15 protein-coding genes are annotated in these 15,285 nt (G+C 56.0%); 5 read left to right on the top strand and 10 right to left on the bottom strand.

The window, feature by feature from the left end; genetic code table 11:
• Positions 1 to 3 precede the first annotated feature (3 nt).
• From pdxA to CXF87_RS01570, 3 genes are read right to left on the bottom strand one after another with little or no spacing between them, the layout of a single operon-like run.
• Positions 4 to 1,068 (bottom strand): 4-hydroxythreonine-4-phosphate dehydrogenase PdxA, encoded by a 1,065-nt coding sequence (pdxA, locus tag CXF87_RS01580; RefSeq protein WP_101145222.1) that lies wholly within the window; start codon positions 1,066 to 1,068, stop codon positions 4 to 6.
• The gene (locus CXF87_RS01575) at positions 1,068 to 2,093 is read right to left on the bottom strand and encodes a peptidylprolyl isomerase (RefSeq protein ID WP_101145221.1); all 1,026 of its coding nucleotides are present in this window, start codon (positions 2,091 to 2,093) and stop codon (positions 1,068 to 1,070) included. Before CXF87_RS01575 ends, pdxA begins: the two co-directional genes overlap by 1 nt.
• Positions 2,094 to 2,132: 39 nt before the next feature.
• Positions 2,133 to 4,583 (bottom strand): LPS-assembly protein LptD, encoded by a 2,451-nt coding sequence (locus CXF87_RS01570; protein ID WP_101145220.1) that lies wholly within the window; start codon positions 4,581 to 4,583, stop codon positions 2,133 to 2,135.
• Positions 4,584 to 4,653: 70 nt separating this feature from the next.
• Here CXF87_RS01570 and CXF87_RS01565 point away from each other — a divergent pair, with 70 nt between their 5' ends.
• The 5 genes from CXF87_RS01565 (at position 4,654) to speD (ending at position 8,343) form a co-directional block, all read left to right on the top strand.
• Complete coding sequence (locus CXF87_RS01565) at positions 4,654 to 5,661, top strand: aminoglycoside phosphotransferase family protein (protein ID WP_101145219.1); 1,008 nt, start codon at positions 4,654 to 4,656, stop codon at positions 5,659 to 5,661.
• The gene (murU, locus tag CXF87_RS01560; RefSeq protein ID WP_101145218.1) at positions 5,661 to 6,341 is read left to right on the top strand and encodes an N-acetylmuramate alpha-1-phosphate uridylyltransferase MurU; all 681 of its coding nucleotides are present in this window, start codon (positions 5,661 to 5,663) and stop codon (positions 6,339 to 6,341) included. The genes CXF87_RS01565 and murU overlap by 1 nt, the downstream gene beginning before the upstream one ends.
• Positions 6,342 to 6,344: 3 nt before the next feature.
• A complete protein-coding gene (locus CXF87_RS01555; RefSeq protein ID WP_101145217.1) occupies positions 6,345 to 6,755 on the top strand; it encodes a gamma-glutamylcyclotransferase family protein in 411 nt (136 codons plus the stop codon).
• A gap of 114 nt (positions 6,756 to 6,869) precedes the next feature.
• Positions 6,870 to 7,289, top strand: a complete 420-nt coding sequence (locus CXF87_RS01550) for an OsmC family protein (RefSeq protein WP_008956332.1) — start codon at positions 6,870 to 6,872, stop codon at positions 7,287 to 7,289.
• Positions 7,290 to 7,548: 259 nt separating this feature from the next.
• Positions 7,549 to 8,343, top strand: a complete 795-nt coding sequence (gene speD, locus CXF87_RS01545; protein WP_101145216.1) for an adenosylmethionine decarboxylase — start codon at positions 7,549 to 7,551, stop codon at positions 8,341 to 8,343.
• Between the two features lie 60 nt (positions 8,344 to 8,403).
• Here speD and lpxL read toward each other — a convergent pair whose 3' ends face one another.
• The 7 genes from lpxL to surE form a co-directional block, all read right to left on the bottom strand.
• Positions 8,404 to 9,318: an LpxL/LpxP family Kdo(2)-lipid IV(A) lauroyl/palmitoleoyl acyltransferase gene (gene lpxL, locus CXF87_RS01540; RefSeq protein WP_101145215.1), complete on the bottom strand. Its 915-nt coding sequence runs from the start codon at positions 9,316 to 9,318 to the stop codon at positions 8,404 to 8,406.
• Positions 9,319 to 9,330: 12 nt separating this feature from the next.
• A complete protein-coding gene (alr, locus tag CXF87_RS01535; protein WP_101145214.1) occupies positions 9,331 to 10,431 on the bottom strand; it encodes an alanine racemase in 1,101 nt (366 codons plus the stop codon).
• 144 nt (positions 10,432 to 10,575) lie between these two features.
• Positions 10,576 to 11,550 carry an RNA polymerase sigma factor RpoS gene (gene rpoS / locus CXF87_RS01530; RefSeq protein WP_035558949.1) on the bottom strand — a complete coding sequence of 325 codons (975 nt, stop codon included), beginning with the start codon at positions 11,548 to 11,550 and terminating at the stop codon, positions 10,576 to 10,578.
• A gap of 165 nt (positions 11,551 to 11,715) precedes the next feature.
• Entirely contained in the window at positions 11,716 to 12,792 is a 1,077-nt protein-coding gene (locus tag CXF87_RS01525; protein WP_101145213.1) for a peptidoglycan DD-metalloendopeptidase family protein, read from the bottom strand.
• 7 nt (positions 12,793 to 12,799) lie between these two features.
• Positions 12,800 to 13,759, bottom strand: a complete 960-nt coding sequence (locus CXF87_RS01520) for a DUF368 domain-containing protein (RefSeq protein ID WP_008956326.1) — start codon at positions 13,757 to 13,759, stop codon at positions 12,800 to 12,802.
• On the bottom strand, positions 13,756 to 14,433 hold the full coding sequence (locus CXF87_RS01515; RefSeq protein ID WP_101145212.1) for a protein-L-isoaspartate(D-aspartate) O-methyltransferase: 678 nt from the start codon (positions 14,431 to 14,433) through the stop codon (positions 13,756 to 13,758). The genes CXF87_RS01520 and CXF87_RS01515 overlap by 4 nt, the downstream gene beginning before the upstream one ends.
• Positions 14,420 to 15,166, bottom strand: coding sequence for a 5'/3'-nucleotidase SurE (gene surE / locus CXF87_RS01510; RefSeq protein WP_101145211.1), 747 nt, complete (start codon positions 15,164 to 15,166; stop codon positions 14,420 to 14,422). Before surE ends, CXF87_RS01515 begins: the two co-directional genes overlap by 14 nt.
• Positions 15,167 to 15,285 lie beyond the last annotated feature (119 nt).

The following is a 15,285-nucleotide window of genomic DNA, read 5'->3' as shown; positions in this document are numbered from 1 at the left end:
ACGCTAGACAGTAGCAGACAACCGCTGGGTAGATAGACGGCGTGCAAGGGCGATAGCGACTTTCAGGCTGCCGGGGTCTGCCACGCCTTTGCCAGCCAGATCCAACGCGGTGCCATGGTCGACCGAAGTGCGTACCAATGGCAAGCCCAGGGTAATATTGGCAGCCTGACCAAAGCCTGCATATTTTAACACTGCCAAGCCCTGGTCATGGTACATCGCCAACACTGCATCGACACCTGCCAAGTGCCGCGGGGTAAATAGTGTGTCGGCGGGCAACGGGCCAAGGATATCCATTCCCTCAGCGCGAAGGGCATCAAGCGCGGGAATAATAATATCCAGCTCTTCGTGGCCCAGGTGGCCATTTTCACCGGCATGCGGGTTTAAGCCACACACTGCAATGCGCGGTTTAGCAATCCCGAACTGGTGCTGCAAACCAATCGCCAGTAAGCGACTAATGCAGGTGACCCGCTCAAAGGTGATAGCGTCGGCGACGTTGCGCAGAGGCAAGTGGGTGGTCACCAGAGCAACACGTAAATCGCCACTACCCTGCCAGCTTGGCGATGCCGCATGTAGCGCCGCGTCGGTGGCCAGCATCATCACGACGTCATCAACGCCACAGGCATCACGCAGCCATTCGGTATGGCCGGTAAAGCCAGGGTGACCGCCGTCAATAATTACGCCTTTGTGCAGCGGTGCGGTCACCATGGCAGCGGCGAGGCCGTGTTGACAAGCATCGACCGCCATTGCCAGGGTGGCAAGTACGTAATCGGCGTTAGCTGGATTAAGCACACCTGGCGAGGAAGGGGCATTAAGAGCGACGGACCAAACAGGTAAGGCATTGTCGCCACTTGGGCACTCACCCACCGAACACTCTACCACCGTAACATCCAGCCCCAGCGCAATTGCGCGCTGGCGCAGCATTTCCGGATCGCCAATGGCCACGGTATTTGGAGGAAGCCCCCCCCCGGCTGCAAGCATTAGCGTTAGTTCAGGACCGATGCCCGCTGGTTCGCCGGTGGTGATGACCACCGGCAGCGCGCTATCAGCCCTTGAAGTCCCAGCTACCATTAGAGACGAACATCAACAAAAGCCTGTGAGCGAATCTCTTGCTGCCAGGTTTCAAGCTCTTCGTTCGCGCGACGCTGGAAGATCGCTTGGCGAACCTGCTCGCGCTGACTCTCCTGAGTAACGTTCTGGCGGCGACGCTCTTCCACCTCAATCACGTGGTAGCCGAACTGAGAGCGCACCGGCTGGGATATCTGGTTAACGCCTAGGTCACGCATTGCTTCCTCAAACGCAGGAACAGTTTGCCCTGGGCGCACCCAGCCAAGCTCACCCCCGTTGAGTGCAGTGCCGCTGTCATCGCTATACTCGCGCGCCACGGAGGCAAAATCATCTCCCTGAGACAAGCGCTGGCGCACTTCTTCGGCTCGCGCTCGCGCCTGGTTTTCATCGCGATTAGGCGTCAGCTCGATTAATACGTGGCGGGCCCGCGTCTCTTCAATGAAGTTCTGCTCGCCGGCCTGCCCCTGCTGCTGGTCAAGAAAACGCTCAACGTCACGATCACTAACCGTCACACGATTACTGATTTGGCGCTGCTGCACCTGACGCATCAGCATTTCGCGGCGAATATCTTCGCGCACGCTCGCCAGCGTCATGCCGTCAGCTTCCACGGCATCAGCAAACTCATCCAGCGTCATACCGTTGGATTCGGCAATCGAGCGCACCTGACCGTTTAGCTCAGTATCATCAATCGTCAGACTGGCATCTTCCGCCATTTGTAGCTGAATCTCTTCCATCACCATACGCTCAAGCACTTGCCGCTCAAGCTGGGAGCGGGGAGGAAGATTACCGCCCTGCGTCTGGGCCTGCTGCTCAATTTGCGCCATACGATCATCCAATTCGCTGCGCATGATCACATCGTTATTGACCACGGCCACGACACTATCCAATGCCTGACGCTGGGTGGATTGGAAATTTTGCGCTTGGAGCGTCAGTGGGGCCAACGCAAGGCCAGCGCCAACGCAGAGGGCGAGTAGGCTACCAGCAGAGAGCTGCTTCATTCGGCCTAGCAAGGGCTTTCTCATTTTCATTACAAACGTCTCTTTCATTAGCCATTCTATGGAAGTCATTTACAGGGCGGTCGGACGATAGCCAGGAATGGTCTGTTCAAAATAGCTGTCCGCATTCTGGCCAACGCCACCTAAGCCACGGAACACGAAGCGCAAAAAAAGCCCGCGATCATTAAAATCATCATCAATGCGGGCAGTATCATCGTCATCGACCCATTCACGCCAAACAAGCTGCAGGCCATAACAGCAGTTATTCCACTGCACGCCTGCCAGCTGCTCAAGCGAGCGGTCATTGGTTTGATCGTGAAGGTAGCGACCGATCAAATCAATGCTAGTGCTGGCTTTCCAGGCAAACGACAGATCCCACTCTTCACGGTTATAGTCGCGAAAGCCGTCGTCGCCCTGCAACACACCCGGGTCAAATCCTTCGATCTCCCAACGGTAGCCAAGGTTCACTACGTGCCCTTCGGGATGGCGATAACGTACATCAACGCTTGAGCGTTCGGTGCGATCACGGTGATCATCGTAGAGCCATTCGTAGCCACTGCTCCAGCGATCATTAATTTGCCAATCAAGGCGGGTCACTAGTGGTGAACGATCCCGGGTGGCCTGATAGTAGCTTTCAGGATTAACGTTGGGGTTTTCTTCCGGCCGATCCGGCAGCGTATCCGCATCGCCTTCGCTATCGATTCGGCGATCATCAAAGTAAACACTCTGCCCGACCCCAAACGAAAGTCGATCACGACCGGACGCATCCTCAAGTAGGCGCGACTGCACGCCATAAGAGAGCCGGTTGAGATCACCCACGCGGTCAGTGCCGGAAAAGCGCTGGGCGGACCAGAGCTGATCCCAGGAGAACACACGTTCTCGACTGTCAAAGTCCGGCAGCTCAGTTTGATCGGTACGTGGCACGTAGGCGTAGTTCAGACGCGGTTCCAAGGTTTGGCGATAGTCGCGCCCGCCGAGGGCCAGCTCGCGCTCAAAGACCAACCCGCTATCGATTGAGGTCAGCGCAATGCTGCGGCTGGGCGAGTCACCCCGCTCCGTTTCTCGCTCGCCATAATCCAACTCATAGGCGGTGTTCCACAGTTCAGTACGCGGCTCTAAATAGCCCCAAGGCCGTTCAAAGCGCCAGCCAACAACAGGCGTAAGGTGCAATCGGCTACCGGTGGCCGCCTCACGCTCCGGCACACGGCGCTCATCCACATCGCGCCAAAAATAGGTCGCATTAGAGCGCCACTGGGTGTAGAGGCCGTTGTCGAACTGCCAGTTCGCGTTGGCACTCAGGCTCGGCAGTTGATAAAAGGGCTTATCGCTATCGCTGAGCGGGTCTTCCAGACGCTGAAAGCCTTGGGCACGGGCATCTAACTGCCAGCGCTGGCCACGGTAATCGACCTGGGCCAAGCGCTCCATGCTGGCGCGATCACTTTCACCGAACTCGCCACCAAAGTCATCAAAATAGCGCCCGTCGCTGGCCGCACCATAGCGCAGCCGGTAAATGCTACGCTCGTTTACCCGCCCTGCATGGCGGGCATCCACATACCAACGATCCTCACCTTCAAAGCGATTTTCTCCACCGCCGGAGCCGCCGTTATCACTATTTAAATAGCCGCCTTCGACGATGCCCGCACTCTCTTCAAACAAGTAGCGGTACTCACCGTTCATTAGCAACCCGTGGTCGCTCATCCAGCGCGGCGTGATGGTTGCATCGTGGTTAGCAGCAATATTCCAATAAAATGGCTGAGTATAATCAAAACCGTCTGTTGAAAAGCCGATTGACGGGGACAGGAGCCCGGTGTGACGACGATCGTCAATGGGAAAACGTAGCCAAGGCCAGTAAAACACCGGGACATCTTTAACATGCAGTCGGGCATGACGCGCGGTGCCAAAGCCTTCTGCTTGGTATAATCGAATATCACTGCTCACCAATTCCCAGCTATTGGCGCCTGGGTCACAGGTCGTGAAGCTGGCGTCCTGCAGACGATACTCGCCCTCTGCCGTCTGCTCTAACTGATTTGCCTGACCGCGCAGGTGCTGGTCGTAAAGCACATAATGGCTATTCCCCAACGTCGCCCGGTCTTCGTTTAGCCTCAGCATCGCCTGCTCGCCGCGCACCAATGCACGTCCGTCACGTATGGCGATATTGCCTTCAGCATCGACCTGCTCACGGTCGGCGGGTAAAAAGACACGCTCCGCTTCTACTTCCTCATTGCCGCGCCGAAGCACCACATCACCGCGCAACAACGCCTCGCCATTGGCGGCGTAATCGACGTCGCTGGCCTCAAGTGAGAGGGTTTCCGGGTTCTCTTCCGCGGGTAAGCGGTAGCTGGGCATCACGTAGCGCCCCCGGCACAATTGATTGGCCGCCTCTTCTTCCCCCCAGGCTTGCCAGTCTAACGCCTCTGCGGGCATGTTTTGACCTTGAGCCACCGCTGTAAACGAGGCGCCAGCAAGCAAACTGCCCATCAGCGTATGCGCAACTGGCAACGTGCGCGAAAATCGCTTGCCCATGTTCGTTATCCTTGGCATCCAGAATCGGTATTATACAGCCCGCATGATGCCCGACCAGCAAGGAGCTTGCATGTCCTCTTATCGGATTAACGCCCTCACCACGTGGGCTGCCCAACAAAACGGCCTTTCCAAGGCCGATATTACGCTTTCATCCGCCGTGGGCGATGCAAGTTTCCGGCGTTATTTTCGCCTCACATTACCCGACGGCTCTACCCAGGTAGTAATGGATGCCCCGCCTGAACAGGAGGACTCACACCCTTTTGTCGCCATCGCCCAACGTTGGCACAGCGCAGGCTTGGCGGTACCCAAGGTGCATGCCGCCAACTTGGCGGACGGCTTCCTGCTGCTTGATGACCTGGGCAACACACCGCTACAAAACTTGTTTACCGACGACGCTACCACACAGGCGTACCATGCGCAGGCCCTAACGCTCATCGCCGAGCTGCAAAACCGCGCCAGCCCCGAATCACTGCCCGCTTATGATAGGGCGCTGCTTGGCCGGGAGCTCGATCTGTTTCCCGAATGGTGCTTGGGTGCTTGGCTGAAGCTACCGCCACCCGAAAGCTGGCACCCCCTGCGCGAGCAGCTTATTCAGCAAGCGCTGGCCCAGCCGGTGGTCAGTGTGCACCGCGATTTCGATGCTATGAACCTGATGGTACACGACCAGCGTTTATTCATGATCGACTTTCAGGACGCGGTGGCAGGCCCGCTAAGCTACGACCTTATCTCATTGTTGCGGGGGCGCTACTGCCGCTTTAGCGATGAGGAGTTTAGCGACTTCGTCAGCGCATTTTATCAGCAGGCCCGCCGTGATGGTCGTCTTCCCAGCCGGGTCGATTTTGCCACCTTCCTAATCCAGTGCCATGCCATGGCCGCTCAGCGCTCGCTGAAAGTGCTGGGCATATTTTGCCGTTTAACGCTACGCGATCAAAAAAGTGGCTATCTTGAGCGCTTGCCGCACTTTTTGGATCATCTGGAGGATAGTCTTTCGTTCCTGACCGAGCAGACTGATTTCACTGAGTGGGTCACGCTCACCTTTCGCCCCGCCCTCATGAAACGACTAGCGGAAATGACGTAATGAAAGCAATGATCTTAGCCGCAGGGCTCGGCAAGCGGATGCGACCGCTCACGGATCACTGCCCCAAGCCCCTGTTACCCGTCGCGGGTAAGCCGCTCATCGTGCATCATCTGGCGCGTCTTCACGAAGCGGGGATTCATGAAGTCGTCATTAATGTCAGCTACCGTGCCGAGCAGATTATTGATGCCCTGGGTAATGGCGATGCTTTTGGGCTGCGTATTCATTGGAGCCGTGAAACAGAGCCTTTGGAAACCGGTGGCGGTATTCAGCAAGCCCTACCGCTGCTGGGTGAAGCACCTTTTCTACTTATTAACGGCGATGTCTGGTGTGAAGCGTTGCCCAACGTACAAGCGCTGCAAGGCGATGATTTAGCGCATTTGGTGCTGGTAGATAATCCTTCCCACCACCCCGACGGCGATTTTGGGCTAGCGGGAGGGCGCGTTAATCAAACCAGCAATGAGCGGTTAACCTATGCGGGCATTAGTGTGATTCACCCAGCGTTGTTAGCTGGGCAGCCTCAGGGTGCCTTTGCATTAGCGCCACTGCTTAGGGCCGCCATTGATAACCAACGGGTGAGCGGTGAGCATTACACAGGGCAGTGGGTCGATGTGGGCACGCCTGAACGGCTAGCGGCGTTGGAAAGCCAGCTTCAATTCCCACGACAGCGCGGGAAGGACTAGTCGATGCATCCAGACTATTTACGTGTGGCAATCGCTGATACGCCCCTCGTAGCGGTCTATGGCACGCTGAAGCAGGGGTTCAACAACGCCCACTGGTTAAACGGCGCCAGGCGACTGGGGAGCGACACCACCCGCGCCCTCACGCTCTATGATATCGGCCCCTACCCCGGCGCAAAATGGCAGCCATCCAAAGGCGTCACTATAGAGGTTTATGAGGTCAGCGTTGGCCAGCTGGCCCAGCTAGACCGGCTGGAGGACTACCGTATCGATGCCCCCGCGCAGGGCGAGTATGACCGCCAGCAAATAGCCACCCGCTTTGGTCGTGCCTGGGTCTATCTTTACAATCCGGAAGTGGCGGATAAGCGAGCCATTTGCGAAGGCGGTTGGGAGATGCCTTACACTGACCATGATTAATAATGCCGGTGATGAAAAACAGGGACATTGAGAAGAGCCCCGAGAAGAGGCGCGCAGGCCAAGAAATGTTATGCTGCGCGACTTACCTTTCGTCGCCTAGATGAGGAGAGCCGCGTGAAAGCACGGGTAAAATGGACAGAAGGCCGTCAATTTGTGGCGGAATCCGGTAGCGGGCACAGCGTTGTCATCGACGGTCCGCCCGACCACGGTGGCCGCAATACGGGGCCCCGCCCCATGGAAATGCTGTTGATGGGCATGGGCAGTTGCACCGCTTTTGACATCTTGAACATTCTCGATAAAGCGCGTGCCAATGTCACCGACTGTGTCGCGGAACTTGACGCTGAACGCGCTGATGAAGTGCCCGCCGTCTTTACCAAGATCCACGTTCATTTCGTAGTGACTGGGCATGCATTGAAAGAGAAGCAGGTTCAGCGCGCCGTTGAACTCTCTGCTGAAAAGTACTGCAGCGCGTCGATCATGCTGGTTAATGGCGGCGTAGAGATCACTCACTCTTTTGAGATTATCGAGGCTTGAGCGGCTGTTTGCACGGGCAGCGCTTGGCTCTCTCGGCTAGCGCCGCCGCTTGCCCAACCGCGGCGGCAAAAAAAGTAGTTCAGTCGGATGCAAGCAATCGCCTTGACGGGCATAATACGCCCGCTTGTTTTACCTTCACCTGTGCTGTCACCGCCCTGCTTTATCGGGTGGGGTTACACCGCAGCGATGGTGGCAACGTCTTATCGGTTCCGGCGCTGGCTCGTCGGGGTGTCTTCACCTGCCATAAGGAGGCTCGGACATGACAGATAATCTCCGACTCCACGGGTTTAACAACCTGACAAGCTCTTTGAGCTTCAACATTTACGACATTTGTTACGCCAAAACCGAAGAGCAGCGTGCGGCTTATATCGACTATATCGATGAGCTCTACAACGCCGAACGTTTGACGCAGATCCTGAAAGACGTCACCAACATTATCGGCGCTCATGTGCTGAATATCGCCCGCCAGGACTATGAGCCCCACGGCGCAAGCGTGACGATCCTGATTGCCGAGCATGAGCTGGATGACGCCGCGCCTGAGCAGATTAAGCCGGGCCCCGGCCCACTGCCAGAAACGGTGGTTGGGCACTTAGATAAGAGTCACGTTACGGTGCACAGCTACCCTGAGTCGCACCCTGACAACGGCATTAGCACCTTCCGTCTGGACATTGATGTCTCGACCTGTGGTCATATCAGCCCGCTTAAAGCGCTGAACTACCTGATCCACAGCTTCGACTCCGACATCGTCACCATGGATTATCGGGTACGCGGTTTTACCCGTGACGTAGACGGCAAGAAGCTGTTTATCGATCACGGCATTACCTCCATCCAAGACTACCTTGCTGAAGATACCAAGCATGCGTATCAGATGATGGATGTAAACGTGTATCAGGAAAACATGTTCCACACCAAGATGCTGCTCAAAGACTTCGAGCTGGATAACTACCTGTTCGGTACGTCCCGGCGCGATATTACCTTTGAAGAAGCGCGTGATATTGAGAGCCGTTTGCGTAAAGAGATGTTGGAGATTTTCTACTCCCGCAACTTGGATTAAGCGACGCATCTGAATGCCAAAAGCCAGCTAACGCTGGCTTTTTTGTAGCTCTTAGGTGGATCAATAAACGCTGGGCTCGCCTTCGGGGCGGGTCTTAAAGCGTCGATGAAGCCACAGATATTGTTCCGGGTGCTTGCGAATTGCCTGTTCTATAAACTGATTGACCTTGGTCGCATCGGCAACCTCGTCATTGCTCGGAAAACCTTCTAACGCAGGCAGGCTTTCAATCGTATAGGTCGCATTATCCGGGTTGCGGTGAAACATCATCGGCACCACCGACGCGCCAGTCATACGCGCAAGCTTGGCCGTTAAGCGTATCGTCGCGGCCTGCTGACCAAACAGCGGTGCAAACACACTCACATCGCGGCCAAAATCCTGATCTGGCGAGTACCACACCATCCGGCCTGCCTTAAGCTGCCGTACCGCTCCACGCAGGTCGTAACGGTCAATCGCAACACCAAAATTACGCTTTCTAGCGCGGGTCATAAAACGCTCAAACAGCGGGTTGTTATGCGGGCGATAGACAGCGTCAGCAGAGAAAAATAGCGCGTGTAAGGCACCGCCTAAATCGAGCGATGAGAAGTGAACACCGATAATGACCACCCCTTTGCCTCGCGCCTGAGCACGGGCCATGTGCTCTTCGCCAATATAAGCAACTCGGTGGCGTAAGCTTTCGCCATTTCGACACCAGCCCGTCGCGGTTTCGACGAGACCAATGCCATTAGCGATGAATGACTCTTTGACGAGTTGCCGCTGTTGTTCGGCGCTCTTTTCGGGAAAGCACAGCGCTATATTGGTGTCGGTAATGCGCCGCCGCCGCTTGGCAAAGCGCCATGCGAGCAACCCAAGCCCTTTGCCAATACTCATTTTTAGCCGCCAGGGCAGCCAGGCGGCAACATACATGGCACCAATCCCGAGCCAAGTGGGCCAGTAACGCGGGTGGGCAAACGAACGTGGATAACGTGATTTTGACATAAAAACAACCGTTTAATCAGAACGCCCATGATAACGCCGAGGCGCCCGGGGCAGTACCCCCGTCAGCAGGGTATAGCTGATCGTATCGCAGTAACGGGCCACTTCATCCACCGGCAGTACTTCGCCGTTGCTAGCGCTACCCCATAATACGACTTCGCTGCCAATGGCGGCATCGGGCACGTCTGTTACATCCACCGTGAGCATATCCATAGAGACTTTACCGGCAATCGCGCAGCGTTGGCCGTTTACCAGCACTGGCGTACCATCGCGGGCATGGCGGTCATAGCCGTCACCGTAGCCGCAGGCAACCACGGCAATGCGTGAACGCCGCGGCGCACGCCAGCGCCCGCTGTAGCCCACGGGCTCGCCCTCTTCTAGCTCTCGCAGGGCGATAATTTCAGAGCGCAGAGTCATCACTGGCTTCAGTTGCCGGGTGATGTCATTGGCGACTTCTAAGGGGTCGCTGCCGTAGAGCATGACGCCTGGCCGGTTCCAGTCACCATGTGCCACCGGCCACGCCAAGGTCGCCGGTGAGTTGGCTAGGCATAGCGGCGCTTCTAGCTCACTGGTCAACTCCTGGAGCCGTGCCATTTGCTGAGTGAAATAACGGCTATCCTGAGCATCGGCAGTGGCAAAATGGCTCATCAGGTGCAGCGAAGCCACACTCGGCGCAGCAAGAAGCTGGCGCCAGATGGCAGCGGCCTCTTCAATGGCAAAGCCCAGGCGGTGCATGCCGGAGTCGACTTTTAACCATACCGGGATGGGCTGGCGTGGCGTGGCCGCCAACAGTGCATCAACCTGCCACTGGCTATGCACCGCGATCCAGAAACCGTGGGTGTCCACCAGCGCCAACTCATCAGTACTGAAGATGCCTTCAAGCAGAACGATAGGCTTCGTAATGCCACCTTTACGCAACGCGAGAGCCTCTTCGATACAGGCGACGGCAAACGCGGGAGCATGGGCCTCCAGCGCTTGAGCGCACGCTAGCGCACCATGCCCGTAAGCATCAGCTTTGATAACGGCCACTGAGCGGCTTTGGGGCGCACAGCGGCACGCCAATTGATAGTTGTGACGCAGCGCGTCCAGATCAATATCGGCCACAAGGGGGCGCATAGGTTTTCTCACTTACCTGATTCAGCAATAAATGCTTATTAACAAAAAATGTCAGCGATAAAAAACCGAGCAAGCACCTATAGGTACTTGCTCGGCTTAGAGGGAAGGCGCGTTTAATAATCACCTTTGTTGCGCTTCAAACACTTAAGTTTCAAACAAAGCTTCTAACGAGAGACCCTGTTTTTCCAGCGAACGACGCAGCTTTTTCAGCGCTTCGACTTGAATCTGGCGAACTCGCTCGCGGGTTAAACCGATTTCGGCGCCCACTTCTTCCAGGGTGGCGGATTCGTGGCCGCGTAAGCCAAAGCGGCGCACGACAACTTCACGCTGTTTTTCGCTCAGCTCATCAAGCCAAAGATCAACGTGCTCTTTGACATCGCCATCCACCAGACGCGCTTCAGGCCCCTGCACCTCATCGTCGGTCAACGTATCGATCAGCGGCTTATCGCTCTCACCGCCCATCGGGTAATCAACGGACGATACGCGCTCATTGAGGCCGAGCATCTTTTTGACCACCTCGACCGGTTTGTCCAGGTGCTCGGCGATCTCTTCAGCAGTGGCCTCATGGTCAAACTTCTGGGTCAATTCGCGCGCCGCGCGCAGGTAGATATTGAGCTCTTTGACCACATGAATCGGCAAACGGATTGTACGCGTTTGGTTCATCAACGCGCGCTCAATGGTTTGTCGAATCCACCAAGTGGCATACGTTGAAAAACGAAAACCCCGTTCGGGGTCAAACTTTTCAACGGCGCGGATCAAGCCCAAATTACCCTCTTCGATCAAATCCAGCAGCGTTAAGCCGCGGTTAAGGTAGCGGCGGGCAATCTTCACCACCAGCCGCAAATTGGACTCAATCATCCGTGAGCGTCCCAGCGGGTCGCCCTTACGCGCTAATCGGCCGTAATATACTTCCTCTTCTGGCGTTAATAATGGCGAAAAGCCGATTTCGTTGAGGTAGATTTGCGTTGCATCCAAGCTTTGGGTCGATTGTCGATCCTCACGCCCTAGCGCTTTTTCAAAAGCATCTTCTTCTACCGCGATGTCATCATCGGTATTATCAAGTGCCTCCTCAGCAGCCTCCAGGTCAACCTCCTGTAGATCTTTCTCCAACATACTCATGGCCTTACCCCCGTGTTTCGCCTACCCGCCATTTAGAAAGTCAAAGGGGTGCGCTCTAAGGCGCACACCATATTGTTATGTGACAATTGTTATATGACGCTCGAATACAGCGATTCGGGCAACTTCCAAGTTAAACGCTGGCCTTCCACGCTACCGGTGAGTGCATTAGCGGGAAGGCAGAAAGTCCATGGGATCTTGAGGCTGGCCATCACGGCGAACCTCGAAGTGCAATCGGACATTTTCTGCGTCACTATCCCCCATCGTCGCAATCACTTCACCCGCTTCTACCACGTCATTTTCACTGACCCGTAAGCTATCGTTATGCGCATACGCACTCAGGAATTGGTCGTTGTGCTTGAGAAGGATGAGGTTGCCATAACCCCTGACGCCGCTGCCCGCATAAACCACAATACCGGGCCCAGCTGCTTTAACAGGTTGCCCCTTTTCACCGGTGATATCAATCCCGGCAGTGATGCTATCGCCTTGTCCAAATGCCCCGACGACGTTGCCATCGGCAGGCCATTGCCAATTGATCGTTTCAGCAGGCGTATAGGTACGCGAAGAGCGGTCAACGCTGGCACTTTGTGTAGCTGGAGCAGCTTCAGGCTGTGGCTCGGGTTCTGATACTGGCTGCGGTTCAGGTTCTGACGCTGGCTCAGGTTCCGGCTGAGCGGCAGGCTCAGGTTCGGCAGCTGCGACCACTTCAGGCTCAGGCGTGGAGGAAGAGGTATTTTCTTCACTGCTAGGCGAAGAATCAGCCACTTGTTCCGCAGCCTCTACGGCATCGCGTTCAGCGGTTAGGCGCTGGTTACGTTGAATCGCGGATTCGTCGGGCAACAGCCAGTCGAGTTCCTGGTCATCACTCGCAACAGAGGCTGCTTGCGGATTCAGTCCGGTCGCCACGGCGCCACCACCATTGTTATTAGCGGCAGGCTGGCTACTGGCGACTGATGACGTTGAGGCGCCTTCGCGCAGGGCAATGGTTTGCCCTGGCCGAATTTGGTACGGCGCATCAATATTGTTCATTGCCGCCAACTGGCGATAATCCAAATTGTGCTGCCATGCGATGCCATACAGCGTGTCGCCCGCTTTAACGGTGTACTGGGGTGAGTTTTCCACCGCTTGGCGTGCTTGGCTTAAATCACGCACTTGAGGGCTTCCGCCTTGTTGGCTGGCACAACCCGCAATTGTTAATGCCAGCGCCGACATCATCAGTACTTTAAGACTATAACCTTTACGCATATAAACCTTACTCCTTTTCAGCGCCAAGCTTGGTATCGATGGGCCGACGATCCGCGTGTCGGTTGAGTAACACAACAATGAGTGCCCCCAAGGCCATTAGCGCGACAACGCCAGCTACTTGTGCCGAGGCACCGGTCAATACGGCATAGTCAGCGGGCAACAAATAACGGTGCTCCAAAGGGATCATTTGCCCTTCTGGCCCTATTTGATAGCGTAACAGTTCACGCCATGGCCAGAGAACCGGTAACGAACCGACAATAAACCCCAGTAGCAGTTGCATGGTCGAGGTATGGTGGCGCCGTAACAACCAGGACAACAAGCGTGAAAACAACGCTAAACCCACCACACAGCCCATTCCAAACAGAATAATAATGCCCAGATCAAAGCTGCGAATTGCTCCCATGATGGTGCCGTAGAGCCCCATTGTCAGCAATAGAAAACTGCCTGATACCCCTGGCAGGAGCATGGCGCTGATGGCAATGCAGCCTGCCACCATCACTACCAGCGCCTCGTTGCCCAGCAGCAGCACCAGCGGCATCATGCCTGGCAACGCTTGGGCGAGCACTAACCCCACCAACAATGGCAGCAGATACCATAGTTTCCAGCCGCTACTTGCCTGCCCGACCACCAGTGCGGAGGCCGCTACAAGGCCAAAAAAGAACCCGTCCAACAGTAGTGGATGCGCTTCCATCAACCATAGTGCTAAATGCGCAACGCTAAATAGACTAACCGCAACACCTGCCAATAGCGGTACCAGAAAGGCTAGGTTCAAATGGAGACTCAGGGCTTTCCAGCCACCTTGACGCCATACACCAATCGCACTTGGGCCAAATTGCTTGATGGTGTTAATCAGCTCTTCATAGATACCGCTAATAAACGCAATCGTACCTCCCGACACACCGGGTACCGCATCGGCGGCGCCCATCCCTGCGCCACGTAAAAATATTCCCAAGGGTTGCCGCTTCAATCCACTACTCCTTGTAGTAAAGGTACAAAACGTACGGGCTCAAGCCGCCGTTTTTCAAAGGCACTGCCGATGCGCTTTACCTGAGTAAGCCACTGGCTGCCATCGGGATCTTCCAAGGGGGCGATCAACACCCCGTCGTAACTCAATTGCTCTAGTAGCGATGTGGGCAATGTATGAGCGCAGGCGGTTAGCAAAATAACATCAAACGGTGCCACTTCAGGCCAACCATAGCCTCCATCCGCCACTGCTAGTGTGGCTGGGGCCGTAAGCCGCCGTAACCGCTCAGCCGCACGCTCGTACAACGCACCAATGCGTTCAATGGAGTAGAGCTCTTCTACCAAGCGCGACAATATTAACGTTTGATAGCCAGACCCGGTGCCCAGTTCCAATACCCGGCGGGGCCCGGCGCGCAACACGAGCTCGGTCATCCGCGCCACAATGAACGGCTGCGATAGCGTTTGGCCAAAGCCAATCGGTAAGGCGGTATCTTCATAGGCGCGGTGCGCCAGCGCCTCATCCACAAACAGATGACGCGGTTCACTGGCCATGACCTCTAGCACGCGGGCATCGTTGATGCCTTGCTGCATGAGGCGCTCGACCATTCGGTCTCGGGTACGCTGTGAGGTCATACCGCGACCGCGCAGCTCAGCAGGGGAGATATCAGGCAAAAACATCCAACCAATCCTGCACATCGTTAAGCGCGGGGTGGCGCGTCAGGTCTGTTTGTAACGGTGTAATCGATACAAAGCCCGCTTCAACAGCGGCAAAATCGGTATCTTCACCATCATCGGCATTGGCTGCTACCGGCGCAATCCAATAGCGGGTACGCCCCCGCGGGTCTTGTACTGGCAACGGTTTTTCGGCTGGTCCGCGGTACCCAAGGCGGGTAACTTTAACGCCTTTGATCTCTTCCCAGGGTACATCGGGGACATTGACGTTAAGCAGCGTACGCGGCGGTAGCGAGAGTTGATCCGCGGCGCCAATCAAGGTGGCGGCCACTCTTCCGGCGGTAGCGAAGTGGCGCTCGCCGCATAGCGACATGGCAATCGCGGTCATGCCTAGGTTGCGCCCTTCCATCGCCGCCGCAACGGTGCCGGAATAGAGCACATCGTCGCCCAGGTTACTGCCGTGATTAATCCCTGAGATCACTAAATCAGGTTTTTCATCCCATACACCGTGAACGCCTAAATAGACGCAGTCGGCAGGGGTACCATCAACGCTATAAAAGCCGTTATCAAGCGCCGTCAATGAAAGCGGCCGTGACAAGGTAAGCGAATTACTGGCACCGCTGCGGTCTCGGTCAGGCGCCACCACGCGCATATTGGCGTGCGACAGCAGCGCATCGTGTAGCGCACGCAACCCAGGCGCGTAAACACCGTCATCATTTGAAAGCAGTAGTCGCCGCATAGTGGCTCTCCCTTTTTTATATGCACAAGTTATATGCACAAGAGTCATTAGCGCCAGCGTCATAAGCACACAGCATAAACGCGAAAGGTGACAACTCCTATCCATCACTTTTAGTAAAC

The organism is Halomonas sp. MES3-P3E, from assembly GCF_002836035.1.
GTDB lineage: Bacteria > Pseudomonadota > Gammaproteobacteria > Pseudomonadales > Halomonadaceae > Vreelandella > Vreelandella arctica.
This window is presented reverse-complemented; position numbering and strand designations above follow the sequence as displayed.

Excerpts from the sequence above, each read along its gene's own strand:
- pdxA (WP_101145222.1), bottom strand. The coding sequence starts at position 1,068 with ATGGTAGCTGGGACTTCAAGGGCTGATAGCGCGCTGCCGGTGGTCATC.
- CXF87_RS01575 (WP_101145221.1), bottom strand. The coding sequence starts at position 2,093 with ATGAAAATGAGAAAGCCCTTGCTAGGCCGAATGAAGCAGCTCTCTGCT.
- CXF87_RS01570 (WP_101145220.1), bottom strand. The coding sequence starts at position 4,583 with ATGGGCAAGCGATTTTCGCGCACGTTGCCAGTTGCGCATACGCTGATG.
- CXF87_RS01565 (WP_101145219.1), top strand. The coding sequence starts at position 4,654 with ATGTCCTCTTATCGGATTAACGCCCTCACCACGTGGGCTGCCCAACAA.
- murU (WP_101145218.1), top strand. The coding sequence starts at position 5,661 with ATGAAAGCAATGATCTTAGCCGCAGGGCTCGGCAAGCGGATGCGACCG.
- CXF87_RS01555 (WP_101145217.1), top strand. The coding sequence starts at position 6,345 with ATGCATCCAGACTATTTACGTGTGGCAATCGCTGATACGCCCCTCGTA.
- speD (WP_101145216.1), top strand. The coding sequence starts at position 7,549 with ATGACAGATAATCTCCGACTCCACGGGTTTAACAACCTGACAAGCTCT.
- lpxL (WP_101145215.1), bottom strand. The coding sequence starts at position 9,318 with ATGTCAAAATCACGTTATCCACGTTCGTTTGCCCACCCGCGTTACTGG.
- alr (WP_101145214.1), bottom strand. The coding sequence starts at position 10,431 with ATGCGCCCCCTTGTGGCCGATATTGATCTGGACGCGCTGCGTCACAAC.
- rpoS (WP_035558949.1), bottom strand. The coding sequence starts at position 11,550 with ATGAGTATGTTGGAGAAAGATCTACAGGAGGTTGACCTGGAGGCTGCT.
- CXF87_RS01525 (WP_101145213.1), bottom strand. The coding sequence starts at position 12,792 with ATGCGTAAAGGTTATAGTCTTAAAGTACTGATGATGTCGGCGCTGGCA.
- CXF87_RS01515 (WP_101145212.1), bottom strand. The coding sequence starts at position 14,433 with ATGTTTTTGCCTGATATCTCCCCTGCTGAGCTGCGCGGTCGCGGTATG.
- surE (WP_101145211.1), bottom strand. The coding sequence starts at position 15,166 with ATGCGGCGACTACTGCTTTCAAATGATGACGGTGTTTACGCGCCTGGG.